Below are 22,912 nucleotides of genomic sequence, written 5' to 3'. Positions count from 1 at the left end.
CGAGACGACCATCAGTGCGTTCGCTGCGGTGCGACGGCGGACGACATCGGCCGCAATCCCGACGTTCACCACATCGTTCCCGTACGCCGGTTCATCGACTCAGCCGACTATACCAAAACTGATGCCCACTTCCTCGACAACGTCATCTCACTCTGTATCTCCTGTCATCGGAAAGCCGATCACGGCAACATCTCGAAGGAACGACTCCGCTCGCTTATCGACAGCGAATCGACTGATCCCGTGGATGGATAGAATGCCAGCTCATAGCCTGAATAGCAAAACCGAAGAATAAGCCCCTGAGGGACTTAATTTCTGAGTCCGGGTGCGAGAATCGAACCCGCGTCTCAGCCTCCACAAGGCTGAAGGATAACCACTACCCCAACCCGGACACGCTTCCGCTGAGGCATATCGGGATAGCCGGGTAGAATTGAAATACGTTACGACTCCCCGGTCGGGGTGAGAACTGTGGTCATGGCCGGGAATCGAAGCTGCAGATCCGTGTGGAGGGGTCGCCTGCTGGAGGGCCGAAAGCGCCTACCGATCCACGTCGACGGCGTAGTCGGACTGGATCCAGGCCTGGTCGTTCTCGGTGTCGTGGACGAGGGTCATCTGCTCCCCACCGTCTCCGTACTGGGTCGTGATGTACCGCTGCTCGGAGGCGTCGGTCTGTGTCTGAGTGGCGTCGGTCTCGTGCATCTCTCGATTGTAGGAACGACCTATAGCGGCGTAAGGATCGTTGCTATGTCTGTTACACCCCCGTCCTGACCGACGCTATGAGTGTAGCCCCCCCATGCAGATCGCGAGCGTCGTCAGCCTGTGCATACTGACTACAGGAGCGGGCTCGAGAACCTTCGAGGAGCCCGATCACGGCGTAGCGATACCCTACGGAAGGGTCGGCCAGTGGCTAGACTAACTGAATCGTGTTCCCGTTCGAGGTGATGTGTAGGTCCTCGTCCAGCTCGTACCCCTGACTCGTCGCGAGGTCGACGTACCCGGAGAACCCGGCCATGTCTTGGTGGGCCGGAATGAGGTGCTCGGGCTGGATCGCGTCGAGCATCTCGTAGTGGCCTTCACGGCGGAGGTGGCCCGAGACGTGGACATCGTCGTAGATGCGGGCGCCTTGCATGCCCAGTAGCGTCTCGCTCTGGTATCGCTGGCCTTCGTTCGTGGGTTCGGGAATGATCCCCGCCGAGAAGATGACCTTGTCGCCCTTGTCCAGCTCGTACGGCGTCTCGCCGCGGCCCATCCGGGTGAGCATCGCTCGCGGTTCGCCCTGATGGCCGGTCACGACGGGCAGGAAGTTCTCCTTGCCCTCGTTCATGATCCGCTCGAACGTCCGGTCGACGGACTTGCGGTGGCCGTACATCCCCAGGTCGTCGGGGAACTCCACGGCACCGATGCGTTCGGCGGTGCCGGAGTACTTCTCCATCGACCGGCCCAGCAGAACGGGCTGGCGTCCGATCTCCTCCGCGAACTCGACGAGGCTCACGACCCGCGCGATGTGGCTCGCGAACGTCGTCGCGACGATCCCGCCGTCGTAGTGTTCGAGGCTCAGCATGAGGTCGCGCAACTCGCTGCGGGCGACGGCCTCGCTCGGCGTCCGCCCCTTCTTGTTGGCGTTGGTGCAGTCCTCGATGTAACACAGCACCCCTTCGCGGCCGATCTCGCGGAACCGGTCCATGTCGATGGGGTCGCCGATCACGGGCGTGTGGTCCATGCGCTTGTCGAGGCCGTAGACGATGGCGCCCTCGGGCGTGTGCAGGACCGGGTTGATCGCGTCGATGGTCGAGTGGGTAACGTTGACGAACTCCAGGTCGACCTCGTCGCCGATGGACATCGTCTCGCCGGCGTCCATCTCGACGAGGTCGTTCTGGACGTTGAACTTCCCCTCGTCGTCGATCTCTTCCTCGACGAGCGCGAGCGTGAACGGCGAGGCGACGATCGGCGCGTCGTAGCGGTGAGCCAGCTTGGGGATCGCGCCGATGTGGTCGAGGTGGCCGTGGGTCGGCACGATGGCCTGGACGGTCCCGTCGATGTCGGACATGACGCGGTCGTCGGGGATCGCGTCCATGTCGATCAGGTCGAGGCTGTGCATCCGCTCGGTCTGGACGTCGTCGTGGATCAGTACCTTCGAGAGGTTGAGGCCCATGTCGAAGACGACGATGTCGTCCCCGGCACGGACGGCCGTCATCTGACGCCCGACTTCCTCGTAGCCGCCGATAGTTGCGATTTCGATTTCCATAGTGTGGGTCCGATCAGAGTGATCCCAGAACCCATCTCAGAGTCCGCCAGCGAAGGAGAGTAGGCCGCACAGTCACTGCCGATAGCGACGCAGTACGGGTCGCGATACGCAACCCAATGTGGTACGGCTTTCCCGGGGACAACGCGTGTTTCGGCTACGTCAGGACTCGCGACCGCGCCGTAAATAGGTCCCGAAACGGGGTTGGGTTGTGAGACTCGAAAACCCATCGTATCAGTTATGCAGTAACCGAACACAGTCGTCTCGGGCGCCCCGCACACTTAACCGACCGCGCGGCGTCCCCGGCGGTAGCACCCCATGTCGCAGGACGACGCCGACGGAGCCGACACGAAAGACGACGTGATCCGTACGTCTCGTCCAGCGGACGAACAGGTCGACGCCCTCCGCGCGCTGGGCAACGAACACCGCCTGGCGATCCTACTCGCGCTGGGCGACCGCGAGTCCGCGACGCGGACGAACGCCCTCGAACTGTCGTTTTCGGAGTTGTACGACGCCGTCCCCGTCGAGAGCACGTCGCAGTTCTCCTATCACCTCTCGCAGCTTGTCGGACCGTTCGTCGCCGAGACCGACGGCGGGTATCGCCTCACCTACGCCGGCGACAAGATCGTCCGCGCCGTCCGGTCGGGACTGTACGAGACGACGCCCTCGTTCGACCCGGTCGCGGTCGCGGGCGCCTGCGTCGGCTGCGGCGCGAGCGATCTGGTGGGCGTGCTCCGCGAGGAGCGGGTCGTCGTCCGCTGTCGCGCCTGCGAGCGTACGATGCTCTCGGACTCGTTCCCCCACAGTCAGGCGAGCGAGCGCTCGCCCGACGAGATCGTCGAGAGCTTCGGCTACCGGATCTGGAGTGCCTACGTCCTGATCCGCGGCGACCTGTGCCCGGAGTGTTTCGGTCGGGTCGAACGCCGGGTGGATGCCCACGACGGTCACGAGACGCCCGGTGGCGCGGGCGGGTACACCTTCGCCGCCGTGTGCGAAACCTGCGACTTCACCATCCATCTCCCGGTCGAGGTTCCCGCGGTCTTTCACCCGCGAGCGAGCGCTCTCCTGGCCGACCACGGCTTCGCCCCGCTCGACACGCCGCTCTGGGAGCTGTTCGAACTGTTCGTCTCCGAAGCCTGGACGACCGACGTGCGCGCGACCGACCCGCTCGACGCCCGCTTCGAACTCGCTCTAGACGGCGACACCCTCACGCTCGCGATGGACGAGTCGTTCGCCGTTACGCCGGTCGACGACTTCGAGCCGTCCTGACTTCCCCCGATACTCCCAGCGTACTGCGCCGTTCTGGCCCGATCTCGCTCAAAGATGTTTGAGTAAGCGATCCGTTATATGTAAATAATTCAATAATACTTATCGTACCCGGTAGTGGAGTAACGGTGTGAACGGGACGAACGCGAGCGCGGGCGACGAGGAGGGAGAAAACTGATGGCGGCGATCGAACTCGACGGGCTGACCAAGCGCTACGGCGACGTAGTGGCGGTCGACGGGCTCGACCTCGAAGTGGAAGAGGGCGAGATATTCGGCTTCCTCGGTCCGAACGGCGCGGGGAAGTCGACGACCATCGACGTGCTACTGGATTTCGTCCGGCCAACGTCTGGGTCGGCGACGGTCATGGGATTAGACGCTCAAGCCGATAGTCTGGCTGTCCGGCGGCGGATCGGCGTCCTCCCGGACGCGTTCCACGTCTACGACCGGCTCACCGGGCGCCAGCACCTGCAGTTCGTCGTCGACTCGAAGGACATCGACGGGGCCGATATCGAGGCGATCATGGAGCGAGTGTCGATCGCCGAGGCCGCCGACCGGAAGGCAGGCGGCTACTCGAAGGGGATGCGCCAGCGGCTCGTCCTCGCGATGGCGCTGCTGGGCGACCCCGACCTGCTGATACTCGACGAACCCTCGACCGGACTGGACCCCAACGGCGCCCGGCAGATGCGGGAGATCATCGAGGCGGAGAACGACCGCGGGACGGCAGTGTTCTTCTCCAGTCACATCATGGAGCAGGTCGAGGCCATCTGCGACCGCGTGGCGATCATCAACCGCGGCCGCCTCGTCGCCGTCGACTCTATCGACGGCCTGCGCGGCCAGACCGAGACGGTGACGACGCTCACGATCGACGCCGGCGGCGCCGACGCCGCGGACGCCGAGGCGATCCGCAACCGCATCTACGTCACGAGCGCGTCGCTCGACGGCGATCGGTTGGAAGTGACGCTGACTCGCGACGGCTCGAAGTTCGAGGTCCTCAAAGCCCTCGACGAGCGCGGCGTCGAGATCCGCGACTTCTCGATCGACGAGTCCTCGCTGGAGGATCTGTTCGCCGAGTACACGACCGAGCGACAGGAGGTGCCCCAATGAGCACCGTCGCCGTCGCGAAGAAGGACTTCCGCGACGCCGTCCAGTCGCGCGCGTTGTGGGGACTGCTCGCCGTCTTCGTCGTCCTCTCGGTCCTCCTGACGTACTCCTACGTCGAGTTCCCCCAGCTGGTCAGCCCCGGGACCGACCCCTCGATCGGTGGCCTGGTCTTCTTCACCGCGGGGATCGTCAGCCTGTTCGTCTCGCTGACGGCCATCGTCGTCTGTTACAAGGCCATCGCGGGCGAGCGGGAGATCGGGAGCGTCAAACTCCTGCTCGCACTGCCCCACCGCCGCCGTGACGTGCTCTTCGGCAAACTCCTCGGCCGGATGGCCGTGCTCTCGCTTGCGCTGGCCATCGGGTTGGCCGTCGGCTTCGGGTTCGCCTTCGCCATGCTGGGGTCGCTGGACGTGGTGACCGTCCTCCTCTTTTTGCTCGCGACGCTACTCTTTACCGCGGTGTACGTCTCCGTCGTCGTCGGCATCTCGGCGACGACCGGGTCGACGTCGCGAGCGACGACGCTCGCCATCGGCTTCTTCGTCGTCTTCGAGTTCCTCTGGGACGTGGTGCCGATCGGCGCCGTCTACGTCGCCAACGGCTTCTCGCTGCCCCAGCAGATGCCCGAGTGGACGTTTCTCGTGATGCAGGTCCCCCCGTCGACGGCCTACACCGCCGTCCTCACCTCGTTGCTGCCCGACGTGGCCGACTCGCTCCCGACCCAGACGTTCGCCGGCGCGGGCGTCGACGCCTTCTACGCGGTCCCCGAGATCGGCTTTGTCGTCCTCGCGTTCTGGCTGGTCGTCCCGCTCGCGGTCGGCTACTACCGGTTCCGTGGCGCCGACCTGTGAGTCCGACTGGCGCGCGATAGCCCGGCCGTCGGCCTTCGCGGACTGACGACGGTCCCGCTCGGTGAAGCCGAAGCGTCTACAACGGGTGGGAGCCGTCGTACTGTCAATGAGTGCAGGCGACCACGAGGACTACGACTACGTCGTCGACGCGGACGGCGACGGCGACTACGAGCGCATCCAGGCGGCCATCGACGGCGCGAAGTCGTTCCCCCGCGAGCGGGTTTCCATCTTCGTCCGCGAGGGCGTCTACGAGGAGAAGGTGACCGTCCACTCGTGGAACCCGAAGGTCGACCTGGTCGGCGAGCGCGCCGCGGACACGATTATCACCAACGACGACCACTTCGAGTCGATCGGACGCGGCCGCAACAGCACGTTCTTCACGTACACGCTGCAGGTCTGCGGCGACGACTTCCGAGCGCGGAACCTGACCGTCGAAAACACCGCGGGGCCGGAGGCGGGGCAGGCGGTCGCGCTGCACACCGAGGCCGACCGGGCGTCCTTCGAGCACTGCCGGTTCCTCGGGAACCAGGACACGGTCTACGCCGCCGGCGCGGGAGCGCGCCAGTACTTCTCCGAGTGCTACGTCGAAGGGACGACCGACTTCCTCTTCGGCGGCGCTACGGCGTTCTTCGAGGACTGCGAGATCCACTCGAAGGCCGACTCGTACGTCACGGCGGCCTCGACACCCGAGCGCGAGCCGTTCGGCTACGTCTTCGAGGACTGCACCCTGACCGCCGACCCGGGCGTCTCAGAGGTCTACCTCGGTCGGCCGTGGCGCGACCACGCCCACGTCGCCGTCCTCCGGTCCCAGTTAGGCGAGCACGTCCACCCGGCGGGGTGGCACAACTGGGACCGACCCGACACCGAGAGGACCGCGACGTACGTCGAGTACGACAACGAAGGGCCGGGCGCACGCGACGGGGACGAGCGGGTGGACTGGGCGAGCGAACTGGCGGCGGCCGAGGCCGAGGCGTACGCGAAGGCCAACGTGCTCCTGCGCGAGAGTGACGAGCGGTTCGCGCCGAACTGGTATCGACTGATTGCCGAGTGATAGCGTCCGTTTCGTCGCCCGTTACTTCCGGGCCGCGTTGACCGACGCCCCGCGGGCAGCGTCCGAGACGCTTTTGCCCTCGGGGCCGCTCCGTCCAGGTAGCCGTGGCCATCACGGACAAAATCTACATCAAGAACCACCAGCAGATCGCCTCCCAGCTAGAGACCTCCTTCCCCAAAGGGGCGTTCAAGGGGGCGACGCTGGACATCCTCTTCCAGGGTGAGAACCTCGCGAAACTCGACGAGGCCACGCAGGACCGCGTCCTCGACTTCGCGACCGACTTCATGGACTGCGACTGCGAGGCCAACCCCCACTGTGGCCATCCCGAGGAGAAGTTCGTCCGGTACCTCCTCGACCTCCGGGCGCAGGGGCTCGGTCCCGACGCCGTCGTCGACGTGATGGGCGACGACTACATGCTCTACGCCTACCCCGGCGACGTGCTCTCCTTCCTCGACGGCGCCGTCCGAACCCTCGAAGCCGTCGAGACGCTCGCCGACGTGGACGGCCGCTCCGACGCCGCCAGCGACGCCCGGCAGAAGCGCGAACAGCTCCTCTAGCCGACGCTCGAGTGGCGAAGCGACGAACCAGCGGCGAAAACAGAGGCCGGGCAGAGAGAGAGCGGCGACGTCAGATCGACTCTTCGAAGTTTCCGAGGCGGTAGGAGGCTTCCTCGTCGTCCTCGCTGCCGTCGAGGTCTTCGAGCTGGACCACGTCTTCCTTGTCCTGCTCGTCGAGCTGCTGGCGCAGTTTCGTCACGTAGCGCTTGTGCTCTTCGAGCTGCTCGCGGAGGTGTTCGGCCTCCAGTTCGAGCCGCTCGTGCTCGCGGACGAAACTCTTGGGCACCTCGACCTTCGGCGGGAAGCTCTCCGTGTCGCTCGTCGAGGCGCTGGACTCGTTGAGCTGGTGTTCGGGGACCACCTCCACCTGCCCGTCGTGTGCGACGAGCATGTCGACGTAGTCCCTGAACACCGCCGACAGCGAGAGATCCCGCTCGTCGGCAATCTCGCGGAGCGTCTCGAACTTGTCCTCGCTCACGCGAAAGGAGATCGTCTTGTTCTTACTCATTACTCATCACTCATTTCCCGCCCCACTTAATCGTTTGTCAGACGCTGGCACGAGCGTGCAAGCCGGTGAAAGAAAGCGGTTCGGACGCGTTACGGCCCGATCTGTTCGACGCGTGGGGGATCGCACCGACATTCGAACGCATCGGACGCGAACCCGCTGGCGTCGCCTCAGGCGTCCGGCTCGGCGGCGACCGCTTCCTCGTCTTCGAGGCTCTCTAGCGCCTCGACGACCTGCCGGCGGTAGTCCTCGATCGGCAGGTCGTACTCCTCGGCCGCCATCGCGACGTACTCGTCGACGGCGGCCTCCCCGTCCGCGTCTGTCTCGTCCGTGTAGCGGGCGATCCGGTCGAGCGTGCGCTCGGCCGTCTCGACGACCCAGCGGTCCCGGGTCGCCGCGTCGACTTCGGTGATCGACTCCGGCCGGACGGAGACGTTCACCTCGCCGTCGTCGGTCTCGTAGGTCCGGGGCTTGCCGACGACCGAGATGTACGCCGGCGGTTCGAGCTCCCGCAACATCGAGGCCGCGTCGGGCTGGTACTGGCCCGCGTACATGTAGTAGCGGTCGCCGTTGGGGTCGATGACCTGCCCCTGCCAGTACTCGCTGTCGTCGCCCACGTCCTCGGTCTCCATGAGCGTCCCGACGAGGAACACGCGGTTGGCCCGCTCGCCCGTGGGGAGCAGCAGATACACCGGCGCTCGCTCGTCGTCGCTCTCCTTGAACGTGTACGTCGCGTCGTTGAACTCGCCCGCGAACACGCGGCGGGCGACCTCTCGGGTGGGTGTCGTCGCCATCTATATCGACCTCGCTTTGATCAGCACGGCCTCTGCATCCGTCGGCTCGGAGAGTCGCTCGACCTCGTCGACCAGCACGTACCGACGGAACGTCGGCCCGGTGACGCGGTAGTACTTCCCGAGGAGATCCGCGCGCATCTCGTCGGCGACGACGGACGTATCCAGCGCGTCCATCGCCATCTCCTGGGCCTCCTCCAGCGTGATGTCCGTGAGGTTCTCCGTCGCCTCCTGATTGAAGAGGATCTCGTGGACCTCCTCGCCGTCGTCGAGCACGCCCTTGATGCGGAGGTCGAACTCGCCCTCCACTTCGCCGTGCTCGTTACAGCGACCGTTCTGGAGGACGCGCGTGCAGTCCTCCTCGGGGCAGCGCTTGATCAGTCCGGACCCGGACTGGATGTCGACCAGCGCGCCCTCGACGCTCACGTCGTCGTCGCCGACCTCGATCTCCTCGTCGAGCTCCTCGATCACCGTCGTCCGGTTGAGCTTCACCGAGAACCGGCCCTCGTACTCGTCGGTCACGACGTTCCGCAGATCGTAGACCGCGCCCTCTTCCAGCTCGGGGAGGTCGGACTTCGACCACTTGGTGAACTTGATCGTGCCCGTCTCGTCGCCGAACAGGCCGACCTGTGCCACGGCGTCGGAGTTGGCCTCCCACAGCTCCGTGACCTCGCCCTTGATGTCGACCCACTCCTCGGGAGCGTCGACGTCGGCGACCTGAACCCGGTCGTTGCCGGAGCCGCCACCGCCCAGCTCGTCGCGCTCCATCCCCGCCTCGTCGAGGTAGGTGTTGGTGACGCTCCGGCGGGCCTCCGAGAGGGGGACCTTGTACTCGTTGACCAGCGTGTCGAGACGCTCCTCCACGTCGTCGACGGAAATCTCCAGCTGGTCTTCGAACTGTTCGTGTATCTCTGTCGCCTGTGTACGCAAATCCGTCATCTTGTCGTTCCTGTCTCCGCGTTGTTTTCGATGGGAGACATCCTTCTCTTGGTCGCCCCCGTATATAAACTCTCGCACGCCGGAGTGTAAGTGAAAATCCGGTTCTGGGGCCCCAATGGCGACATTCTCGACACCCGCACGACCACCGGGAACGCGCGCTTTCCGCGGGTGACGCCGCACTCCTCCCCGAGACCGGAACCGCCAGGACGAGCGGCGAGCCACCGGGGCCGGCCACCGCGGGCGAACCACTGCGGCCGAACCATCGACAGGGCCGTTGTGGTGCCCGACGTATCGAACAGGAACCCCGAACGTATCCGGTGTCCATCGACTCGAATCTCTCCCTCCCTCGGGAACCAAAGAGTCTTGAAACGTGATCACATGGGACAGATATGGTAGATACGATCCGGATCGGGGTGACGGGGTTAGGCGGTCTCGGGACGCCGCTCGCGCGTGAGGTCGAGGCGGTCGACGGCGCCGAAGTCGTCGCGGTCGCGGACGTCAGCGACGAGAATCGACGGAGCGCCGCCGAGGAGTTCGGCGTTCCCGACCGCCATCGCTACGAGTCACACGAGGCGATGCTCGACGGCGCGGATCTCGACGGGGTAGCGATCGCCACCCCACACACGCTGCACTACGAACAGGTCGTCGCCGCCCTCGAACGAGGGATCGACACCCTCTGTGAGAAACCGCTGTGCGTCGACCTCGACCACGCGCGCGATCTCGTTCGTCGCAGCGAGGCGAGCGACGCCGCGCTGATGGTCGGGTACCAGCGCCACCTCTCGCCGGCGTTCCGGCGGGCTCGCGAGGCGCTCGACGAACGGGTCGGCGACCCGCAGTTCCTCAGCGCGTCGATCACGCAGGACTGGATCACCCACCAGCGGGGCACCTGGCGGACGAACCCCGACCTCTCCGGGGGCGGGCAGCTCTACGACACCGGCAGCCACGTCCTCGACGCCCTCCTGTGGACCACGGGGCTCTCCCCGGTCTCGGTGAGCGCGCAGATGCAGTTCGACGACGACGCCGAGCGGGTGGACAAGCAGGCCGCACTCGACGTCGCCTTCGAGAACGGCGCGGTCGCCAGCGTCGGCGTCTCGGGCGATGCGCCGGTCGTGCGCGAACACCTCGATGTCTGGGGCGAGAACGGTGGGTTCCGCGTCCGCGGGAGCGACTGGGGCGAGCGCGACCTCGCGTTCGTCGACGGCGAGAATCGCGAGCATGCGTCCGACCACGACGGTGAGTACCGCGACAAGGGGCGGGCGTTCGTCGACGTCATTCGGGAGGGCGCGGAACCGCCGGCGACCGCGCGCGACGCGCTGAAAGTCACCGCCGTCACCGAAGCGGCCTACGAGTCCGCCCGGAGCGGGCGCCGGGTCGAGGTCGACCTCCGGACCGAACCGCGAGTCGAGGCGGACTGACGCCGCGCGAGCGAGGTCCACGGTAGATTTTTACGCCTCCCGTCCACGTCGAGAGTACGAATCGAGATGCTCGACGCGGCCGTCTTCGACTTCGGGGGGACACTCTTCCACGGCGACGATGCGGTCGAGCGGGCGGTCGACGCACGCTATCGGGAGATGTGCGAACGTGACTACGAAATCGACCGCGAAACCTTCGACGACCTGACCGCGCGAACGGGCGAACGGTTCGCAGAGCGCTACCACGGCGACCACCGACGGTTCGAACTCGGTCGCTACACCGAACTGTTCTTCGAGGTCTGGGGTCGCGACGCACCGCGGGAAGACATCGAAGCCCTCGATCGGGTGTTCTGGGAGACGCGACTCGACGCCGAATCGCTGTCCGAGGACGCCGAATCGGTCCTACGCCATTGCCGCGACCACGACCTGTTCGTCGGCGCTATCACAAACGGGAACAAACTGATGACCAACCGGCGGCTCGCAGCGGCGGGTCTCGCGGACGCCTTCGACCTCGTGTTGACGTCCGCCGAGATCGAAGCGGAGAAGTCGACCGTCGAACCGTTCGAGATCTTTCTCGACCGAACGGGCTTCCGCGGTGAGAACTGTCTGATGGTCGGCGACAGGGTAGACGAGGACACGTGGGCCGCCGAAGTCGGGATGACGACCGTGCAGGTCACGGCCCACGCGACGCCGCCCGTCGGTGATGTGCGCGAACCGGACGACATCGTCGAGACGCTCGGTGAGGTCGAACCGGTGATCGACGACTTGGCCTGACGTTCGACCCCTTCGGACGCCGACGGGGCTAAGGGCCACGCCTCCTAAGCGGCGACCAGATGGCAGACGACCGCATCGAGCGCATTCTCCGGCAGAAGCTCCGGTCGGCGGGCCGCCAGATCGGCGAGGCCAAGCGCGCCTACAGACACGCCCGCCGCTCCGTCGAGGCGGACCTGCCCCACGGCGAGGACGGCCGCGCGAAGATCGTCTGCCGGCGCTACGCCGAGCGCCGCGCGGTCGAACTCGACCCCGAACACAGACCGGGCTGTTTCGACCCCCAGTCCCAGGACTGCCAGGGCTGCGTCGAGGACATCCGCTCGGGCGACATCGAAACGTGGTAGGTCGTACTCGGGGAGCGTGACTTTCGACGGGCATTTGACACTCCGAACTGACCTGCGATTATGGCCCTCCACGCCGAATACCACCTCGGCTGTGACGCCCTCCCGCTGGTCGACGTGGCCGCGGCGGTGCCCGACGCCGAAATGGAACTCTCCATCGGTCTCGGCGAGGGCGAGCGGCCGCGCTTTACCGCGGTCGTGACCGCCAACCCGGAGACGACCGCGGCCGTCGAGGCTGCCTTCGAGTCGACGGCGTTCGTCGGCGAGTACCGCCTCGTCGTCCGCGAGGACGGCGCGAGTCGCTACACTATCACGCCGGGCACGAGCATGGCCGAACAGCTCGGCGACCGCCTCGACGATCTGGACGACCTGCGCGCGCTCTACGAGACGCCCGTCCAGATCGAGTTCATCCGCGCCAGGCCGACGGGCTGGCTCCAGGCCGGCCGGTTCGCCGACCGGGCCGCCTTCGACCAGCTTCGCGAGTTCTGGCAGCGCAACACCTCGTTCCGACTCCGGAAGCTCACCCGCGTCGGCGAGAGCGCCGAGCCGTTCGGGGACGACACCGACGGCGACGGCCTCACGGACGCCCAGCGCGAGGCGATCGGGACCGCCCACCGACTTGGCTACTTCGAGATCCCGCGGACCGCGACGCTCGAAGACGTGGCCGCCGAACTGGGAATCTCCGCCTCCTCGCTGTCCGAGCGACTCCGCCGCGCGCAGACCCACCTCGTCGAGACCCACGTCGAGGCGCGTCCGCGACCCCTCGAGTGGTCACGCTGACCTCGACCGCGTCCCGTCACGGCCATCCGCCCCGCGACACCACCGCTCAGGACTCAACGGACACGTCACCCGAAAGGTACGCGACACTCCGGTCGACCACCCGGCGGGTGAACGCGTCGGTCACGGACCCCTGCGCGCTCGCGACCGCGCCGTGTTTGACCGTCGCCAGGACCCACGGTGAGCAGTACGACGTTCGCTCGGGGTCAGCGCCTACCACCCAGTCCTCGGCGGTGACCTCGACGTTGTCTGGGAGGTCGCTCAGCGTCAGTCCCGCGCAGACGTACTCTTCGCCTGCGTACGGGATCGATTCGGCGGCCAGCACCAGCCACGGTCGCGGGTCGCCACCCGTGTTGTACGGGTCCGGCGCCCAGAACACGTCGCCGGCCGCGAACCGGTCACTCATCGCGATGCTCGCGGGGATCGACGGCGTGGTCCCGCCAGGCCGCCATCTCCGGCCTCTCGTCGTCGGCTTCGCGACTCGCGAGCGCATCGGCGGACTGGCCGGCCGCCGCGTCCACGCTTCGGTCGTGGTCACTGACGCGCCAGTAGTGCCCGCGGTGGTCGACGCGCCCCCGATCCCGCAACCGAACGAGCGTCGGCCCGACGGATCCCGCTTTCACGTCCGTCACGTCCGCGATCTCGCTCTGCGTGTACGCCTTGTCCGGATTGTTCCGGAGGAACGTGAGGATCGCCGACGCGTTCGTGCCCGGAGTCGGCCCGTCTTCATCCCCGTCGGCACCCAGCCGTTCGAATCGGTCCGTGCTGATCGGCATACTGAAAATAGCGTATCGAATGTATTGAACGTATCGTCCCATCAGATCTACTGGATATATCACCGGATCCCTCGAGGAGGAGAGTCCGCAGGCCCCGGCGCCGAGGGCGGGGAAATCGCGGCGTAATATAAAAGCGGCCGCACGACTGAGAGTCAAACGTAGCCCCGCCGGCGGAGTACGGAGCGTTCCATGCCAACGACCACGAGCGCAGACGGTATCGACGTCGAGTACGAACGCCGCGGCGAGGGCCAGCCTCTGGTCCTCCTCCACGGCGGGATGGCCCCGCGGCAGTACTGGGAACCCGTGATCCCCCACTTCGAGGAGTTCGCCGCAGTCGTCCCGCAGCGACCGGGTTTTGGTACCTGCCTCGACGATCACGAGGAGACCGGACCGGACGAGGTGCTCGGCCGGGAGGTCGCGTCCGTCCGCGCGCTCGTCGACGACCTCGGCGCCGACGACGAGAGCGACGCCCCGCCCGTCCTGCTGGGGCACTCCTTCGGCGCCCTCACCGCTATCGAGACGGCGCGGGCGCTCTCTGCGGACGACCAGGCGGCCGAGATCGAGGCCGTCGTCGCCTACGAGCCCGCAGTCCTCCCGGAATCGTTCAGAGAACACGCCGATCTGGCCGACCGAATGGCGGCCCTGCTCGACGACGGCGACCGCGAGGGCGCGATGAAGCTCTACGTCGATCAGGTGATCCACGCCGGCGAGGGCGACGACCTGGACGCCTGGCTCGACGAGTGGCCGGTCTGGCCCGACTGCGTCGAACTCGCCGAGGAAGTGATCCGGATGAACTACGCCGTCGAGCGCTACGAGGTTCCCGAGCGCCTCGACGTGGCCGTGCCGACGCTCGTCCTGTCGGGGACCGACGGTCCCGATTTCCTCCGTGAGAGCGCTCGGACCGTCCACGACGCGCTCCCGTCGAGTCGCTTCGTCGAGTTCGACGGCGTCAGTCACTCCGGACCGAGCGAGGCGCCCGCGCGGACGGCCGACGAACTGCACGCTTTCCTCGGCGTGCGCTGACCCCCGCGACCGGTCGCCGCCGAATCCGCCGCGACCGGCGGCTATTTTTCCGACCCGTCCGACCACACGGCCATGACCGACACGCTCGTCGCCGTCGTCCTCGCGGGCGGGACCGGAACCCGACTCTACCCCGCCAGCCGGAGCGACCGCCCGAAGCAGTTCCTCCCGCTCGCCGGCGACCGCTCGCTCTTAGCCGAGACCGTCGACCGCGCCGGCTTCGCCGACGAAGTGTACGTCCTCACTCGCCCAGACCTCGCCGACCAGGTCCGCGAACACGCCCCGAACGCGGCCGTCCTCACCGAACCCGAGCCCAAGGATACCGGCCCGGCACTCGTCTACGCCGCCCACCGCGTCCGCGAACAGGTGGGCGACTGCACGCTGGTCTGTCTCCCCAGCGACCACCATATCGAGGGTGACTTCGCCGGGACGATGGGAGACGCCGCCGCCGTCGCCGCCGAGACCGATTCGTTGGTGACCGTCGGCGTCGAACCGACTCGCCCGGAGACCGGCTACGGCTACATCAAGCCGGGCGAGGAGTCGGAAGCCGCGGACGGACGCACCTACTACCCCGTCGAGAAGTTCACCGAGAAACCCGACCAGGGGGCGGCGATGCGCTACCGCCACCACGGCTACTACTGGAACGCCGGGATGTTCGCCTGGACGCCCGACGCCTTCCTGCGGGAGGCCGGCGACACTGAACTCGCTCCCCTAGTCGACGCGCTGGACGACGGCGAGCCCGAGCGCGGATTCGACGCCGTCGACCCGGTGAGCGTCGACTACGCCGTCATGGAAGCCACTGACGACGCCACGCTCGTCCCGGCGACCTTCGAGTGGGACGACCTGGGCGCCTGGGACGCCGTCTCCCGGGTCGTCGACGCCGACGACGACGGCAACGCGGTCCTCGGCGACGCGCTCACGATCGACGCGGAGAACACCGTCGTCGCCACCGACGGTCACGTCAGCGTCGTCGGCGTCGAGGACCTCGTCGTGGCTTCCTACGGCGACCGCACGCTCGTCGTCCCGAAGGGACAGGCCCAGCGCGTCCGCGAGGTCGTGTCCGAGCTGAAAGAGGACGACCTGTTCTGAGACCGTGGTAGCGGGTCAGACCGGCTCCAGCCCCTCGACCAGCCGCCGGAACGCCTCGCCGTCGAGGTGGTGCGACGCGCCCGCGACGACGGCGTAGGTGACGCCGCCCTCCGTCCAGACCGCTTCCCACGCGCCCGACCCCTCCGTCAGCGCCGCGTAGTGGACGCGCTCACCGCGTAGCTCGACCGTCTCGCGGGTCTGTGCCGGCTGGTCGGCCGGCTCCGGGGGCACCGCCGGACCGAGTTCGCTGTCGGGCGCCGCCGCAGTGATCCACAGGTGGTCGCTCCCGTTGCTCGCGCGGCGATAGACGGCCTCGACGGCGCCGCTGTCGGGGAACGTCGCGGCCGAGTCGAGCGCGTAGTCCGCGCCGGTGCCGTCGTCGCCCGGCACGAGCAACGCCGGAGACACTCCACCGAGCGCGGCCGGCGAACACGGCACGCTCTCGTCGTACGGCCGGGCGATCCCGTGGCTCCACAGCCCGTGTGGGACTCCCACCGCCTCGCACCGGTAGCGGGCCCAGTAGTTCAGTCGGTGAAAGGGGACCTGTCGGACGGGTGTCGACTGGGGATCCGCTGCCGGCTCTAGCCCGTCGAGCAGTCCTTCGAGTTCGTCGTCGTCGAACGCCCCCTCCAGCACGGACACCTCGACCTGCGTGCGCGCCCGCTGGACGCAGGCGCCGCGGTTGTCCTTGTAGTCGGTCCCGAGGAAGCCGACGGCGTCGCCCGCCTCGACCGGCGCCGGGTCCTCGGTACCCCACAGCGGCGCGACGCTGGCGGCCGGCGGCGCCCAGTCGTAGCAGAACTGCTTGATCCGCAACTCGCGGTCCTCGCCCGCCACGACGGTCCGGACCGCCGACGGGTTCCCCTCGCTGTACGGCGTCTGTCCGATGTCCGCGGCGTCCAGCCCCTCGGGCCGCCCTGGCGGCTGTTCGGGCCGGATCGTCGTCTCGCCCACCGCGCAGTCGTCGGGCAGCCACCCAGGCTCGAACACGACGAAGTTCGCGCCCGCCTGCGCATCCGCCGGTGTGGTCTCCCGCGGCGGTTCGGCCGCGTCGGCGTCGGTCAGGCGGATCTCTGGTCCTGCCGTCCGCCAGTCGGTGCCTGCGGTCGGGCCCGTATCGGTCGCTCGCTCGTCGGTCATAGCGGAGCGGGCACCGCCGTCCCCAAAACCGTTCGGTAAACTACCCCACCCAACTCCCTCGGAGCGCCTCGGTCCTTGAGAGTGGGGCTTTGATGTGGACTCCCGGCGATCAGCCCCCGGCAATAGGCTGGTGACTCTCGCCGTTCACCGTCCCACCATTCACACGCACGTCTACTGGTGCGTCTCCGCTCCCCGACGTGGGCGAGGACCGGAGTCTGTGTTGTCGTTCCAGAGCGTACCGCATCCCGATGTTCTTCGTGGCGTTGTAGTCCGCGTTCACTTCGTAGCCGCACATCTGGCACTCGAAGTGGTCTCCGTGGCGGTTGCCGTCGTGCGTGAACCCACAGTCCGTTCGAGAACAGCGTTGGGACGTGTAGTTCGGCTCGACTTGTTCCACGGAGACACCGCGTTCAGGAGCCTTGTAGGAGACATACTCGTAGAGGCGTCGAAACGCCCATAGATGGTGCCATTTGGCCTCCGGAAGCCGCTCTCGGATATCGGTCAAGTCCTCGAACACGATTACGTTACAGCCGTGTTCGACAGCCTCCGTGACGATCTCGTTGGCGACGGTGTGGATGTATTGTTTGCGCCATGCTTCTTCGCGCTTGCCGAGGCGAAGCAAAGCGTTGTGTGCGGCTTGCGTCCCGCGCTGTTGCATCTTCCCACGTCGCTTCTCGAACTCGCGGCACCAGTGGTCGTAGTCGTCTCCTTGCCAGAAGCGCCCGGTCGAGGAGACGGCGAGACTGTTGACGCCGAGGTCGATACCGAGGGCTGTTTGGTGCTTGGCATCTTCCGAAACCTCTGCGTTCTCACCGTCTCCATCGGAGTCGTACTTCCGAGTGGTGATGTGGAAATAGAACTCGTCGTCGACTGCGTCGTACTGGAGCGTACTCGCCCGGAACTCGAACTCCTTGGACAGCACGTACTCCTCGTATGGCGTGGGGCTGTCCGAAGGAAGTTCAAAGTCACACTCGACGCGCCCGTTGACAGTCGAGAGTGAGACTTTGTTCCGGTAGAACGTCGCGCTCCGCTTGTCGTAAAGCATACTCCATGACGTGAATTCCGGTTGGCTCACTCGCTTCCCTTGTTTCCACCGTTCAACACAGCCTTTGACTGCTTGGACGGCGCGGCGGATGGCTTCTTGCACGAGGTTCGCGGTGAGGTCGGTTTCGTCGCGGAGATCGGCGTAGAGCGCAGTTCGTGCGCTCGTGTTGGCCGTGACACACTCAGTGTAAGAACGGTCGGACCAACAGAACTCGGCGGCACGGTTGGCACAGTGAAGGAATTGCCGGGCGGATTCGTGGAGGTCGTCACGGCGCTCGTCAGGAACGACGAGTTTGACGGGCGCGGTTCGCCGGACCTCCATATTTCAGGCATGTATTTGACAGTTATTAAATGATTGGGAGTCAAACTGCCAAGGTGTGCTGGTTGTGTGGGACTATATCGGTTTCCTCTCCGGCCTACTCGCTCACTTCGCTCGCTCCTTGAGGCCGGAGGCTCCACCTCGAAAATGCTGAAAGGGCGAGGCACGCTCGCGTTCATGTAGTCGCCTGAGCGACCTTTATCCGAAGCGGCCCCCGGCCGCGAGGATATGTCGCTCAGCGACCGCGAGCGGGTCGAGGGCGTTCATCGCTTGCTGTCGAGTGCAGTCCTAACTCAAGCGGGCGAGCGGGCTGAAGATTTCATCGCTCACCGTCGACTGCGGTCGCTCTCGATCGAACTCCTCCCATATCGAATCGACCAGAAAGAACTGCTCAACGAGCAACTCGAACGGCACAGGATTCACCACGCTCGCCGGAACGCTCATATTCCGCGGGTGACAACCGCCGGGCAACATGGACCCCGCGGTTCGCTTCTGGCTGCTGATCCTGGCGCTCGCAGGGACGATCTCGGCGGCGATCCTGCTGGTCGTCTCGGCGTTCCTGCCGGGGTCGATACTCGGGACCGCCGACTCGGTCGGCTACGTCGTCTCCGTGTTCGTCGCGCTGATCTCGTTGGGACTGCTCGTCTGGTCGCTGACCGCCAAGTCCGACGGACAGAGCGGCGGGTCGCCGGGCGCGCGGTGACGATGGCTGACGAGCTGTCGCTCCGGTGGGCGGCGCTGGCCGGCCTGTTGTTCGGCGCCGTCGGCGCCGGAGTGGTGGCGGCGTTCTCGGTCGTGCCTTGGGACGGTGCGGCCTGGGACGGTCACATGCTCGCGGTCGTCGCGCTCGGCGTCGGGGCGGTCGGCGCGTGCTGCTGGCTCGTGGTCGTCGAAGGAACCGGGCACTGGCGACTCCGAAACCGCGGCGCGCTCGCCGGCACGCTCACAGGTGTCTTCGGCCCCGCTGGGTTCGTCCTCGCGGCGAGCCTGTTCGGCGAGGCGCTCGGCGGGACCGCCGGCCCCGTCGAGCGAGTCGGCGCCGCGCTGTTCGTCGGACTCGTCAATCTCCTCTACGTCGGTTGGCTCGCCCTCCCGCTCGGAACCGCGACCGGCTACCTGCTCGGTCGACAGCGTGAGACGCCTTCGGACCGGAACCCGATCTAGCTCCGCATCGTCGCGCCGTCGATGGGCAGCGCAACCCCGCTCACGTAGCTCGCCCGCGGACTGGCGAGAAAGGCCACCACGTCGCCGAGCTCGCCCGGCTGGCCCATCCGGCCGAGCGGGACGCCCTCGCCCCAGTCGGCCAGACCCGCCTCGTAGTCTTCGTACTCGCCGCGTTCGACGGCGTCGGAGATGAGCTCCTCCATCCGCGCCGTCTCGTGGGCGCTCGGCAGGACGGCGTTGACCCGTACGTCGGGGGCGAACTCCCGCGCCTGGGTCTTGACCATCCCGATGACCGCCCGCCGGACCGCGTTCGAGAGGACGAGATCGTCGATGACCTCCCGGACCGACCGCGAGGTGATCGCCGTGATCGAGCCCTGCTCGGACTCGGCGAGGTAGGGGTAGGCAAAGCGCGTCGTCCAGACGGCGGACATGACGAGCGTGTCGTAGGCGCCGTACCAGTCGTCGTCGTCCATCTCCAGGAACGCGCCGCTGGGCGGGCCACCCGCGCTCATGACGACCTGGTCGATGCCGCCGAACTCGTCGGCGACCTGTTCGACGTAGGCCTCGACCTCCGCGCGGTCGGTCAGGTCGACCTGGACGGCGAGCACGTCGCCGTCGCCGAGCCCCTGCAGTTCGCTCTCGGCCGATTCGAGGTGTGATTCGGTGCGCCCGCAGACGGCCACGTCCGCGCCCTCGCGGGCGAGCGCCTTCGCGCTCGCGAGACCGAGGCCGCTGGAGCTGGCCGTCGTCAGTGCAGCGCTGCCGTCGAGTTGCAGATCCATACGCGAGTGCTGGGACCGGTGCCTCAAAGAACCGGGAGGTTTCGGATCGACGGCTGTCGGCCGGGCGCGGGGTTCGCGGAGGGGCTCCCGTCTCTCACTCCCGCGAGAGCGCGGCGCGATACCGGTCGCGGAGCGTCCCCGCGAGTCGCCGCTCGGTGGGGGTGAACCCGAGGAATCGAAGGGTCGCCGCGTACGCGGCCAGTCCACCGACTACGCCGACGACGGGCGCCGCCGGCCCCGCGAGCGCGGCCTTCGCGCTCCAGGCGACGACGCCCAGCGGCACCGCCGCTGCGAGCGGTTTCCCGTGGAGCGGGGTAAACGGCTGGAGCCGCTCGAAGTGGTAGAGGACGGCGACCTCCAGTCCGTTGTTCAGCGTCAGCATGAGTACGTAGCTCGCCACGAGCCCCGAGAGGCCGAACCGTATCGTCAGCGGCACGGCGACGGCGGTCAGCAGGAGGGTGATACAGACGTTGACCGCGAGGTAGGGCCGCTGGTTGTCGGTCATCATGAGGAGGATGCCGACGCTGCCGGCGGCGCAGGCGCCGAACTGCGCGAGAACGAACCCGACCAGCAGCGGCGCGTAGGGCACGAAGGCGGGGCCGAACAGCGACATCACCGTCTCGCGGTAGACGACCACGGGCACGGAGAGGCCGACGACGCCGACGAGGACGAGCCGGCTGGTGACGTGGTAGAACCGCGAGAGCGCGGCGCGATGGTCGTCCTCGTGGAGCGCGGCGGCGACCGGCGGGACGAACTGGTTGAGCCCGATCAGCGGCAGCCGCACCAGCGACCCGACGACCATCCCGACCGCGAAGACGCCGCCGGCCACGTCGGTCAGGAACACGGCGATCAGCGGGTAGAAGCCCAGCCGCTGTATCGTCGTCGCGACCCCGCCGACGAACAGCGGGGCCGTGTAGCGGACGTACCGGCGCCACACCGACCGCAGGTCGAGTGCGTCGGCGTCGGATTCGTGGCCATCGGCGGCCGTATCGGCGCAGTTGTCCCCGTCGCCGTCGCGCCCGTGGAATCGCAGCCCGAGCCCGCGCTCGCGGACGAGCCACGCGGTCGCGACGAGGCCGGTCAGCCCCGAAACCGCGACGACGCCGACGGCGACCGCGGCAAGGTCGCCGTAGACGACGGTGCCGACGACGCCCACGACCAGCTGCGCGGCCGGGAAGCCGACCCGGAGCGTGAGGTTCAGCGGGCCGACCTCCTCCAGCCCGCGCAGGACCTCCGCCGCGGTGAACAGCCAGACCGTCGCGGGCAGGCCGACGGCGAACACGCGCAACACGGTCCCGAACAGCGGTCGCTGGTCGGTGACGGCGGTCACCAGCGGCGCGCTCAGGTACAGCGCGGCGCCGAAGACGGTCGCGACGGTCCCCAGCAGCAGGCCGGCGACGGTGACGAGCGCATCGCGTTCGGCCGGCGAGTCGGCGGTGGGCAGGAACCGGCTGAGCCCGCTTCGAAAGCCCAGCGCGACGTGCAGCAGGAACTGCTGGAGCCGGCGGGCGACCGCGAAGACGCCGTAGGCGCCCGCCGCGAAGCCGTTCGTCAGGACCGCGGTAAAGGCGACGGTCAGCCCGCGCTGGAGGAGGATGCTCGGCACCGAGACGGTCGCGCCGTGGGCGACCCGCTCCAGCGCGTCGTCGAGTCGCGCCTCGACGGGGTCGGCGGGTCCATCGGCCGACGGCGCGTCCGTCGGGCGCCGCTCGGCGCCGGACGGTTCGTCCCCGGCCTCGGCGCTGTCCGCCGGAACGGACTCGCCAGTGACGGGTTCGTCGGCGGACTCGTCGGCGACCGCGGGGTCGGGAACCACGGCGCTACGTTGGCGGATCCGACCGGATAAAACCGCTGAAACGAGCGAGATCGACTGTGAAACCGGCGACAGGTCGGCTATCGAGCGGGAGCGAGCGGGGAGAACGAAACGAGCGGCGTCACGACTGTCCAGGTTGAAGCGCCGGCCGCGGTGGGGGCTACGAGCCCCAGAAGTTGTCGCGGCTACCGAGGCGCTCGCGGTCGGTTCCGTCGGCCTCGTCGGCCTCGTCGTCGCCTTCCTCGGCCTCGCCTTCGGCCTCTTCACCCTCGTCGTCGGGGTCGTCGGGGAGGCGTTCGAGTTCCTCGGCGCGGGCGTGGTTCGAGCGGACCTTGGTGATCTTCACCTTCGCGCGGGCCGGCGGCAGGACGCCGTCGACCATGATGATGAAGCCGTCCTCGGTCCGGCCGACGCCGGCGCCGCTCTCGTGGATGTCCTCGACGGCCACCTCGACCTCCTGGCCGGGCTGGACGGGTTGACTCTTGAGGTCCTCGATCGGCTGGTTGTAGTGATTGCACCACTCGGCGCCGCCGCGGTCGCCGTAGTGCGTACAGCCCATCCCCTCGATGCGCTCCTGGAAACTGGGGCACTCGTCCGCGAGTGGACAGTCGGGCATGACGCTGAGTACCGCTGGGGCGAAGTAAACGCTTGCGCTCTCGGCGCCAGCGCCCGAAATCGCCGTTTCGTTCGACCGAACGGTCGTTCGTGGGCCCCTGGCGCCCGTCCGCGGCGGCTGGGAGCGTCGTCGCCTCACCCGCCGGGACGCACGTCTTCACCCGCACCCTCGGCCTCGTCGGGGTCGAGCCCCAGCGTGTTTCCCGTCTCGACGTGGGCGATCCCGTCGGCCTCGCAGACCGCACCGACCCGCTCGTGAGCGACGGTCGCCTGCAGGGTTCGGAACTGCAGTTCCTCCTCGACGGTCGCGCCGGCCGCCTCGAGGGCCGCGGCCACCTCGTCGATCGCCGCGTCGTCCGCCACCTCCAGCAACAGCGTCACCGACTCCCCTTCGACCGGGTCGTCGCGGATCGTTCGCACCGCCGGCGAGAGGTACATGTCGCCCCGTTCGACCGGTCCGGAGGAAACGCTGACGGTCGGCCGCCGGGTCGCGTTTCGCCCACACCGGCCAGACCGAGTCCCCGGACTATTCCGGCGTCGGCCCCAATCGGT

General features: G+C 67.5%; 27 protein-coding genes, 1 tRNA gene and 1 pseudogene. 14 read left to right on the top strand and 15 right to left on the bottom strand.

Annotation, left to right across the window (positions count from 1 at the left end; genetic code table 11):
• Positions 1–27: 27 nt before the first annotated feature.
• Positions 28–252, top strand: a pseudogene (locus C475_RS24615) (HNH endonuclease); the annotation flags it as partial.
• A 64-nt stretch (positions 253–316) separates the two neighbouring features.
• Here C475_RS24615 and C475_RS06240 read toward each other — a convergent pair.
• From C475_RS06240 to C475_RS06235, 3 genes are all read right to left on the bottom strand, one after another.
• A tRNA-His gene (locus tag C475_RS06240) sits at positions 317–388 on the bottom strand.
• Between the two features lie 146 nt (positions 389–534).
• The gene (locus C475_RS23785; protein ID WP_161625176.1) at positions 535–696 is read right to left on the bottom strand and encodes a hypothetical protein; all 162 of its coding nucleotides are present in this window, start codon (positions 694–696) and stop codon (positions 535–537) included.
• A 208-nt stretch (positions 697–904) separates the two neighbouring features.
• On the bottom strand, positions 905–2,242 hold the full coding sequence (locus C475_RS06235) for an RNase J family beta-CASP ribonuclease (protein WP_006882941.1): 1,338 nt from the start codon (positions 2,240–2,242) through the stop codon (positions 905–907).
• Between the two features lie 315 nt (positions 2,243–2,557).
• Between C475_RS06235 and C475_RS06230 the strand changes: the two genes are divergently transcribed.
• From C475_RS06230 to C475_RS06210, 5 genes are all read left to right on the top strand, one after another.
• A complete protein-coding gene (locus C475_RS06230; RefSeq protein ID WP_006882940.1) occupies positions 2,558–3,508 on the top strand; it encodes an ArsR/SmtB family transcription factor in 951 nt (316 codons plus the stop codon).
• Positions 3,509–3,682: 174 nt separating this feature from the next.
• Positions 3,683–4,609, top strand: a complete 927-nt coding sequence (locus tag C475_RS06225) for an ABC transporter ATP-binding protein (protein WP_006882939.1) — start codon at positions 3,683–3,685, stop codon at positions 4,607–4,609.
• The gene (locus tag C475_RS06220) at positions 4,606–5,454 is read left to right on the top strand and encodes an ABC transporter permease subunit (RefSeq protein WP_006882938.1); all 849 of its coding nucleotides are present in this window, start codon (positions 4,606–4,608) and stop codon (positions 5,452–5,454) included. Before C475_RS06225 ends, C475_RS06220 begins: the two co-directional genes overlap by 4 nt.
• 106 nt (positions 5,455–5,560) lie before the next feature.
• A complete protein-coding gene (locus C475_RS06215; RefSeq protein ID WP_006882937.1) occupies positions 5,561–6,505 on the top strand; it encodes a pectinesterase family protein in 945 nt (314 codons plus the stop codon).
• Positions 6,506–6,609: 104 nt separating this feature from the next.
• Positions 6,610–7,062, top strand: coding sequence for a DUF5814 domain-containing protein (locus C475_RS06210; RefSeq protein WP_006882936.1), 453 nt, complete (start codon positions 6,610–6,612; stop codon positions 7,060–7,062).
• Between the two features lie 70 nt (positions 7,063–7,132).
• On the opposite strand, the gene C475_RS06205 is transcribed toward C475_RS06210, so the two are convergent.
• The 3 genes from C475_RS06205 to C475_RS06195 form a co-directional block, all read right to left on the bottom strand.
• A complete protein-coding gene (locus C475_RS06205) occupies positions 7,133–7,570 on the bottom strand; it encodes a hypothetical protein (protein WP_006882935.1) in 438 nt (145 codons plus the stop codon).
• Between the two features lie 167 nt (positions 7,571–7,737).
• The gene (locus C475_RS06200) at positions 7,738–8,361 is read right to left on the bottom strand and encodes an RPA family protein (RefSeq protein ID WP_006882934.1); all 624 of its coding nucleotides are present in this window, start codon (positions 8,359–8,361) and stop codon (positions 7,738–7,740) included.
• Complete coding sequence (locus tag C475_RS06195) at positions 8,362–9,297, bottom strand: hypothetical protein (RefSeq protein ID WP_006882933.1); 936 nt, start codon at positions 9,295–9,297, stop codon at positions 8,362–8,364.
• A gap of 389 nt (positions 9,298–9,686) precedes the next feature.
• On the opposite strand from C475_RS06195, the gene C475_RS06190 reads away from it, so the two are divergent.
• From C475_RS06190 to C475_RS06175, 4 genes are all read left to right on the top strand, one after another.
• Entirely contained in the window at positions 9,687–10,712 is a 1,026-nt protein-coding gene (locus tag C475_RS06190) for a Gfo/Idh/MocA family protein (protein WP_006882932.1), read from the top strand.
• Between the two features lie 66 nt (positions 10,713–10,778).
• Positions 10,779–11,483: an HAD family hydrolase gene (locus tag C475_RS06185; protein ID WP_006882931.1), complete on the top strand. Its 705-nt coding sequence runs from the start codon at positions 10,779–10,781 to the stop codon at positions 11,481–11,483.
• A 59-nt stretch (positions 11,484–11,542) separates the two neighbouring features.
• The gene (locus tag C475_RS06180; RefSeq protein WP_006882930.1) at positions 11,543–11,824 is read left to right on the top strand and encodes a DUF7091 family protein; all 282 of its coding nucleotides are present in this window, start codon (positions 11,543–11,545) and stop codon (positions 11,822–11,824) included.
• A 60-nt stretch (positions 11,825–11,884) separates the two neighbouring features.
• Positions 11,885–12,601: a helix-turn-helix domain-containing protein gene (locus C475_RS06175; RefSeq protein ID WP_006882929.1), complete on the top strand. Its 717-nt coding sequence runs from the start codon at positions 11,885–11,887 to the stop codon at positions 12,599–12,601.
• Between the two features lie 46 nt (positions 12,602–12,647).
• Here C475_RS06175 and C475_RS06170 read toward each other — a convergent pair whose 3' ends face one another.
• Together C475_RS06170 and C475_RS06165 are read right to left on the bottom strand one after the other, a co-directional pair.
• Positions 12,648–13,004 carry a hypothetical protein gene (locus tag C475_RS06170; RefSeq protein ID WP_006882928.1) on the bottom strand — a complete coding sequence of 119 codons (357 nt, stop codon included), beginning with the start codon at positions 13,002–13,004 and terminating at the stop codon, positions 12,648–12,650.
• Positions 12,997–13,374, bottom strand: a complete 378-nt coding sequence (locus C475_RS06165) for a hypothetical protein (protein WP_006882927.1) — start codon at positions 13,372–13,374, stop codon at positions 12,997–12,999. Before C475_RS06165 ends, C475_RS06170 begins: the two co-directional genes overlap by 8 nt.
• Before the next feature lie 189 nt (positions 13,375–13,563).
• On the opposite strand from C475_RS06165, the gene C475_RS06160 reads away from it, so the two are divergent.
• Positions 13,564–14,397 (top strand): alpha/beta fold hydrolase, encoded by an 834-nt coding sequence (locus tag C475_RS06160; protein WP_006882926.1) that lies wholly within the window; start codon positions 13,564–13,566, stop codon positions 14,395–14,397.
• A gap of 72 nt (positions 14,398–14,469) precedes the next feature.
• Positions 14,470–15,483 (top strand): mannose-1-phosphate guanylyltransferase, encoded by a 1,014-nt coding sequence (locus C475_RS06155; protein ID WP_006882925.1) that lies wholly within the window; start codon positions 14,470–14,472, stop codon positions 15,481–15,483.
• Between the two features lie 15 nt (positions 15,484–15,498).
• Here the strand turns inward: C475_RS06155 and C475_RS06150 are convergent, their stop codons facing one another.
• The 3 genes from C475_RS06150 to C475_RS23780 form a co-directional block, all read right to left on the bottom strand.
• On the bottom strand, positions 15,499–16,623 hold the full coding sequence (locus C475_RS06150; protein ID WP_006882924.1) for a hypothetical protein: 1,125 nt from the start codon (positions 16,621–16,623) through the stop codon (positions 15,499–15,501).
• Positions 16,624–16,732: 109 nt separating this feature from the next.
• On the bottom strand, positions 16,733–17,989 hold the full coding sequence (locus C475_RS06145) for an RNA-guided endonuclease InsQ/TnpB family protein (protein ID WP_006882923.1): 1,257 nt from the start codon (positions 17,987–17,989) through the stop codon (positions 16,733–16,735).
• Positions 17,990–18,274: 285 nt separating this feature from the next.
• Positions 18,275–18,430 carry a hypothetical protein gene (locus C475_RS23780; protein ID WP_161625175.1) on the bottom strand — a complete coding sequence of 52 codons (156 nt, stop codon included), beginning with the start codon at positions 18,428–18,430 and terminating at the stop codon, positions 18,275–18,277.
• A 28-nt stretch (positions 18,431–18,458) separates the two neighbouring features.
• Here C475_RS23780 and C475_RS06140 point away from each other — a divergent pair, with 28 nt between their 5' ends.
• Both C475_RS06140 and C475_RS06135 read left to right on the top strand, forming a co-directional pair.
• Complete coding sequence (locus tag C475_RS06140; protein ID WP_006882922.1) at positions 18,459–18,689, top strand: hypothetical protein; 231 nt, start codon at positions 18,459–18,461, stop codon at positions 18,687–18,689.
• Between the two features lie 2 nt (positions 18,690–18,691).
• Positions 18,692–19,150 (top strand): hypothetical protein, encoded by a 459-nt coding sequence (locus C475_RS06135; RefSeq protein WP_049930184.1) that lies wholly within the window; start codon positions 18,692–18,694, stop codon positions 19,148–19,150.
• Here C475_RS06135 and C475_RS06130 read toward each other — a convergent pair.
• The 4 genes from C475_RS06130 to C475_RS06115 form a co-directional block, all read right to left on the bottom strand.
• Complete coding sequence (locus tag C475_RS06130; RefSeq protein ID WP_006882920.1) at positions 19,147–19,932, bottom strand: SDR family oxidoreductase; 786 nt, start codon at positions 19,930–19,932, stop codon at positions 19,147–19,149. The two genes, C475_RS06135 and C475_RS06130, sit on opposite strands and share 4 nt — an antisense overlap.
• Positions 19,933–20,026: 94 nt before the next feature.
• Positions 20,027–21,748: a lipopolysaccharide biosynthesis protein gene (locus tag C475_RS06125; protein WP_006882919.1), complete on the bottom strand. Its 1,722-nt coding sequence runs from the start codon at positions 21,746–21,748 to the stop codon at positions 20,027–20,029.
• Positions 21,749–21,905: 157 nt separating this feature from the next.
• A complete protein-coding gene (locus C475_RS06120; RefSeq protein WP_006882918.1) occupies positions 21,906–22,361 on the bottom strand; it encodes a TRAM domain-containing protein in 456 nt (151 codons plus the stop codon).
• 134 nt (positions 22,362–22,495) lie between these two features.
• A complete protein-coding gene (locus C475_RS06115) occupies positions 22,496–22,798 on the bottom strand; it encodes a hypothetical protein (protein WP_006882917.1) in 303 nt (100 codons plus the stop codon).
• Between the last annotated feature and the right edge of the window lie 114 nt (positions 22,799–22,912).

This window comes from Halosimplex carlsbadense 2-9-1, from assembly GCF_000337455.1.
Taxonomy (GTDB): Archaea; Halobacteriota; Halobacteria; order Halobacteriales; family Haloarculaceae; genus Halosimplex; species Halosimplex carlsbadense.
Note: the sequence above shows the minus strand (reverse complement) of the source record. Positions and strands in the feature narration are given on the sequence as shown.

Excerpts from the sequence above, each read along its gene's own strand:
- C475_RS06120 (WP_006882918.1), bottom strand. The coding sequence starts at position 22,361 with ATGCCCGACTGTCCACTCGCGGACGAGTGCCCCAGTTTCCAGGAGCGC.
- C475_RS06225 (WP_006882939.1), top strand. The coding sequence starts at position 3,683 with ATGGCGGCGATCGAACTCGACGGGCTGACCAAGCGCTACGGCGACGTA.
- C475_RS06220 (WP_006882938.1), top strand. The coding sequence starts at position 4,606 with ATGAGCACCGTCGCCGTCGCGAAGAAGGACTTCCGCGACGCCGTCCAG.
- C475_RS06235 (WP_006882941.1), bottom strand. The coding sequence starts at position 2,242 with ATGGAAATCGAAATCGCAACTATCGGCGGCTACGAGGAAGTCGGGCGT.
- C475_RS06145 (WP_006882923.1), bottom strand. The coding sequence starts at position 17,989 with ATGGAGGTCCGGCGAACCGCGCCCGTCAAACTCGTCGTTCCTGACGAG.
- C475_RS23780 (WP_161625175.1), bottom strand. The coding sequence starts at position 18,430 with ATGAGCGTTCCGGCGAGCGTGGTGAATCCTGTGCCGTTCGAGTTGCTC.
- C475_RS06205 (WP_006882935.1), bottom strand. The coding sequence starts at position 7,570 with ATGAGTAAGAACAAGACGATCTCCTTTCGCGTGAGCGAGGACAAGTTC.
- C475_RS06115 (WP_006882917.1), bottom strand. The coding sequence starts at position 22,798 with ATGTACCTCTCGCCGGCGGTGCGAACGATCCGCGACGACCCGGTCGAA.
- C475_RS06140 (WP_006882922.1), top strand. The coding sequence starts at position 18,459 with ATGGACCCCGCGGTTCGCTTCTGGCTGCTGATCCTGGCGCTCGCAGGG.
- C475_RS23785 (WP_161625176.1), bottom strand. The coding sequence starts at position 696 with ATGCACGAGACCGACGCCACTCAGACACAGACCGACGCCTCCGAGCAG.
- C475_RS06130 (WP_006882920.1), bottom strand. The coding sequence starts at position 19,932 with ATGGATCTGCAACTCGACGGCAGCGCTGCACTGACGACGGCCAGCTCC.
- C475_RS06180 (WP_006882930.1), top strand. The coding sequence starts at position 11,543 with ATGGCAGACGACCGCATCGAGCGCATTCTCCGGCAGAAGCTCCGGTCG.
- C475_RS06195 (WP_006882933.1), bottom strand. The coding sequence starts at position 9,297 with ATGACGGATTTGCGTACACAGGCGACAGAGATACACGAACAGTTCGAA.
- C475_RS06175 (WP_006882929.1), top strand. The coding sequence starts at position 11,885 with ATGGCCCTCCACGCCGAATACCACCTCGGCTGTGACGCCCTCCCGCTG.
- C475_RS06170 (WP_006882928.1), bottom strand. The coding sequence starts at position 13,004 with ATGAGTGACCGGTTCGCGGCCGGCGACGTGTTCTGGGCGCCGGACCCG.
- C475_RS06150 (WP_006882924.1), bottom strand. The coding sequence starts at position 16,623 with ATGACCGACGAGCGAGCGACCGATACGGGCCCGACCGCAGGCACCGAC.
- C475_RS06215 (WP_006882937.1), top strand. The coding sequence starts at position 5,561 with ATGAGTGCAGGCGACCACGAGGACTACGACTACGTCGTCGACGCGGAC.
- C475_RS06190 (WP_006882932.1), top strand. The coding sequence starts at position 9,687 with ATGGTAGATACGATCCGGATCGGGGTGACGGGGTTAGGCGGTCTCGGG.
- C475_RS06160 (WP_006882926.1), top strand. The coding sequence starts at position 13,564 with ATGCCAACGACCACGAGCGCAGACGGTATCGACGTCGAGTACGAACGC.
- C475_RS06165 (WP_006882927.1), bottom strand. The coding sequence starts at position 13,374 with ATGCCGATCAGCACGGACCGATTCGAACGGCTGGGTGCCGACGGGGAT.
- C475_RS06155 (WP_006882925.1), top strand. The coding sequence starts at position 14,470 with ATGACCGACACGCTCGTCGCCGTCGTCCTCGCGGGCGGGACCGGAACC.
- C475_RS06135 (WP_049930184.1), top strand. The coding sequence starts at position 18,692 with ATGGCTGACGAGCTGTCGCTCCGGTGGGCGGCGCTGGCCGGCCTGTTG.
- C475_RS06230 (WP_006882940.1), top strand. The coding sequence starts at position 2,558 with ATGTCGCAGGACGACGCCGACGGAGCCGACACGAAAGACGACGTGATC.
- C475_RS06185 (WP_006882931.1), top strand. The coding sequence starts at position 10,779 with ATGCTCGACGCGGCCGTCTTCGACTTCGGGGGGACACTCTTCCACGGC.
- C475_RS06200 (WP_006882934.1), bottom strand. The coding sequence starts at position 8,361 with ATGGCGACGACACCCACCCGAGAGGTCGCCCGCCGCGTGTTCGCGGGC.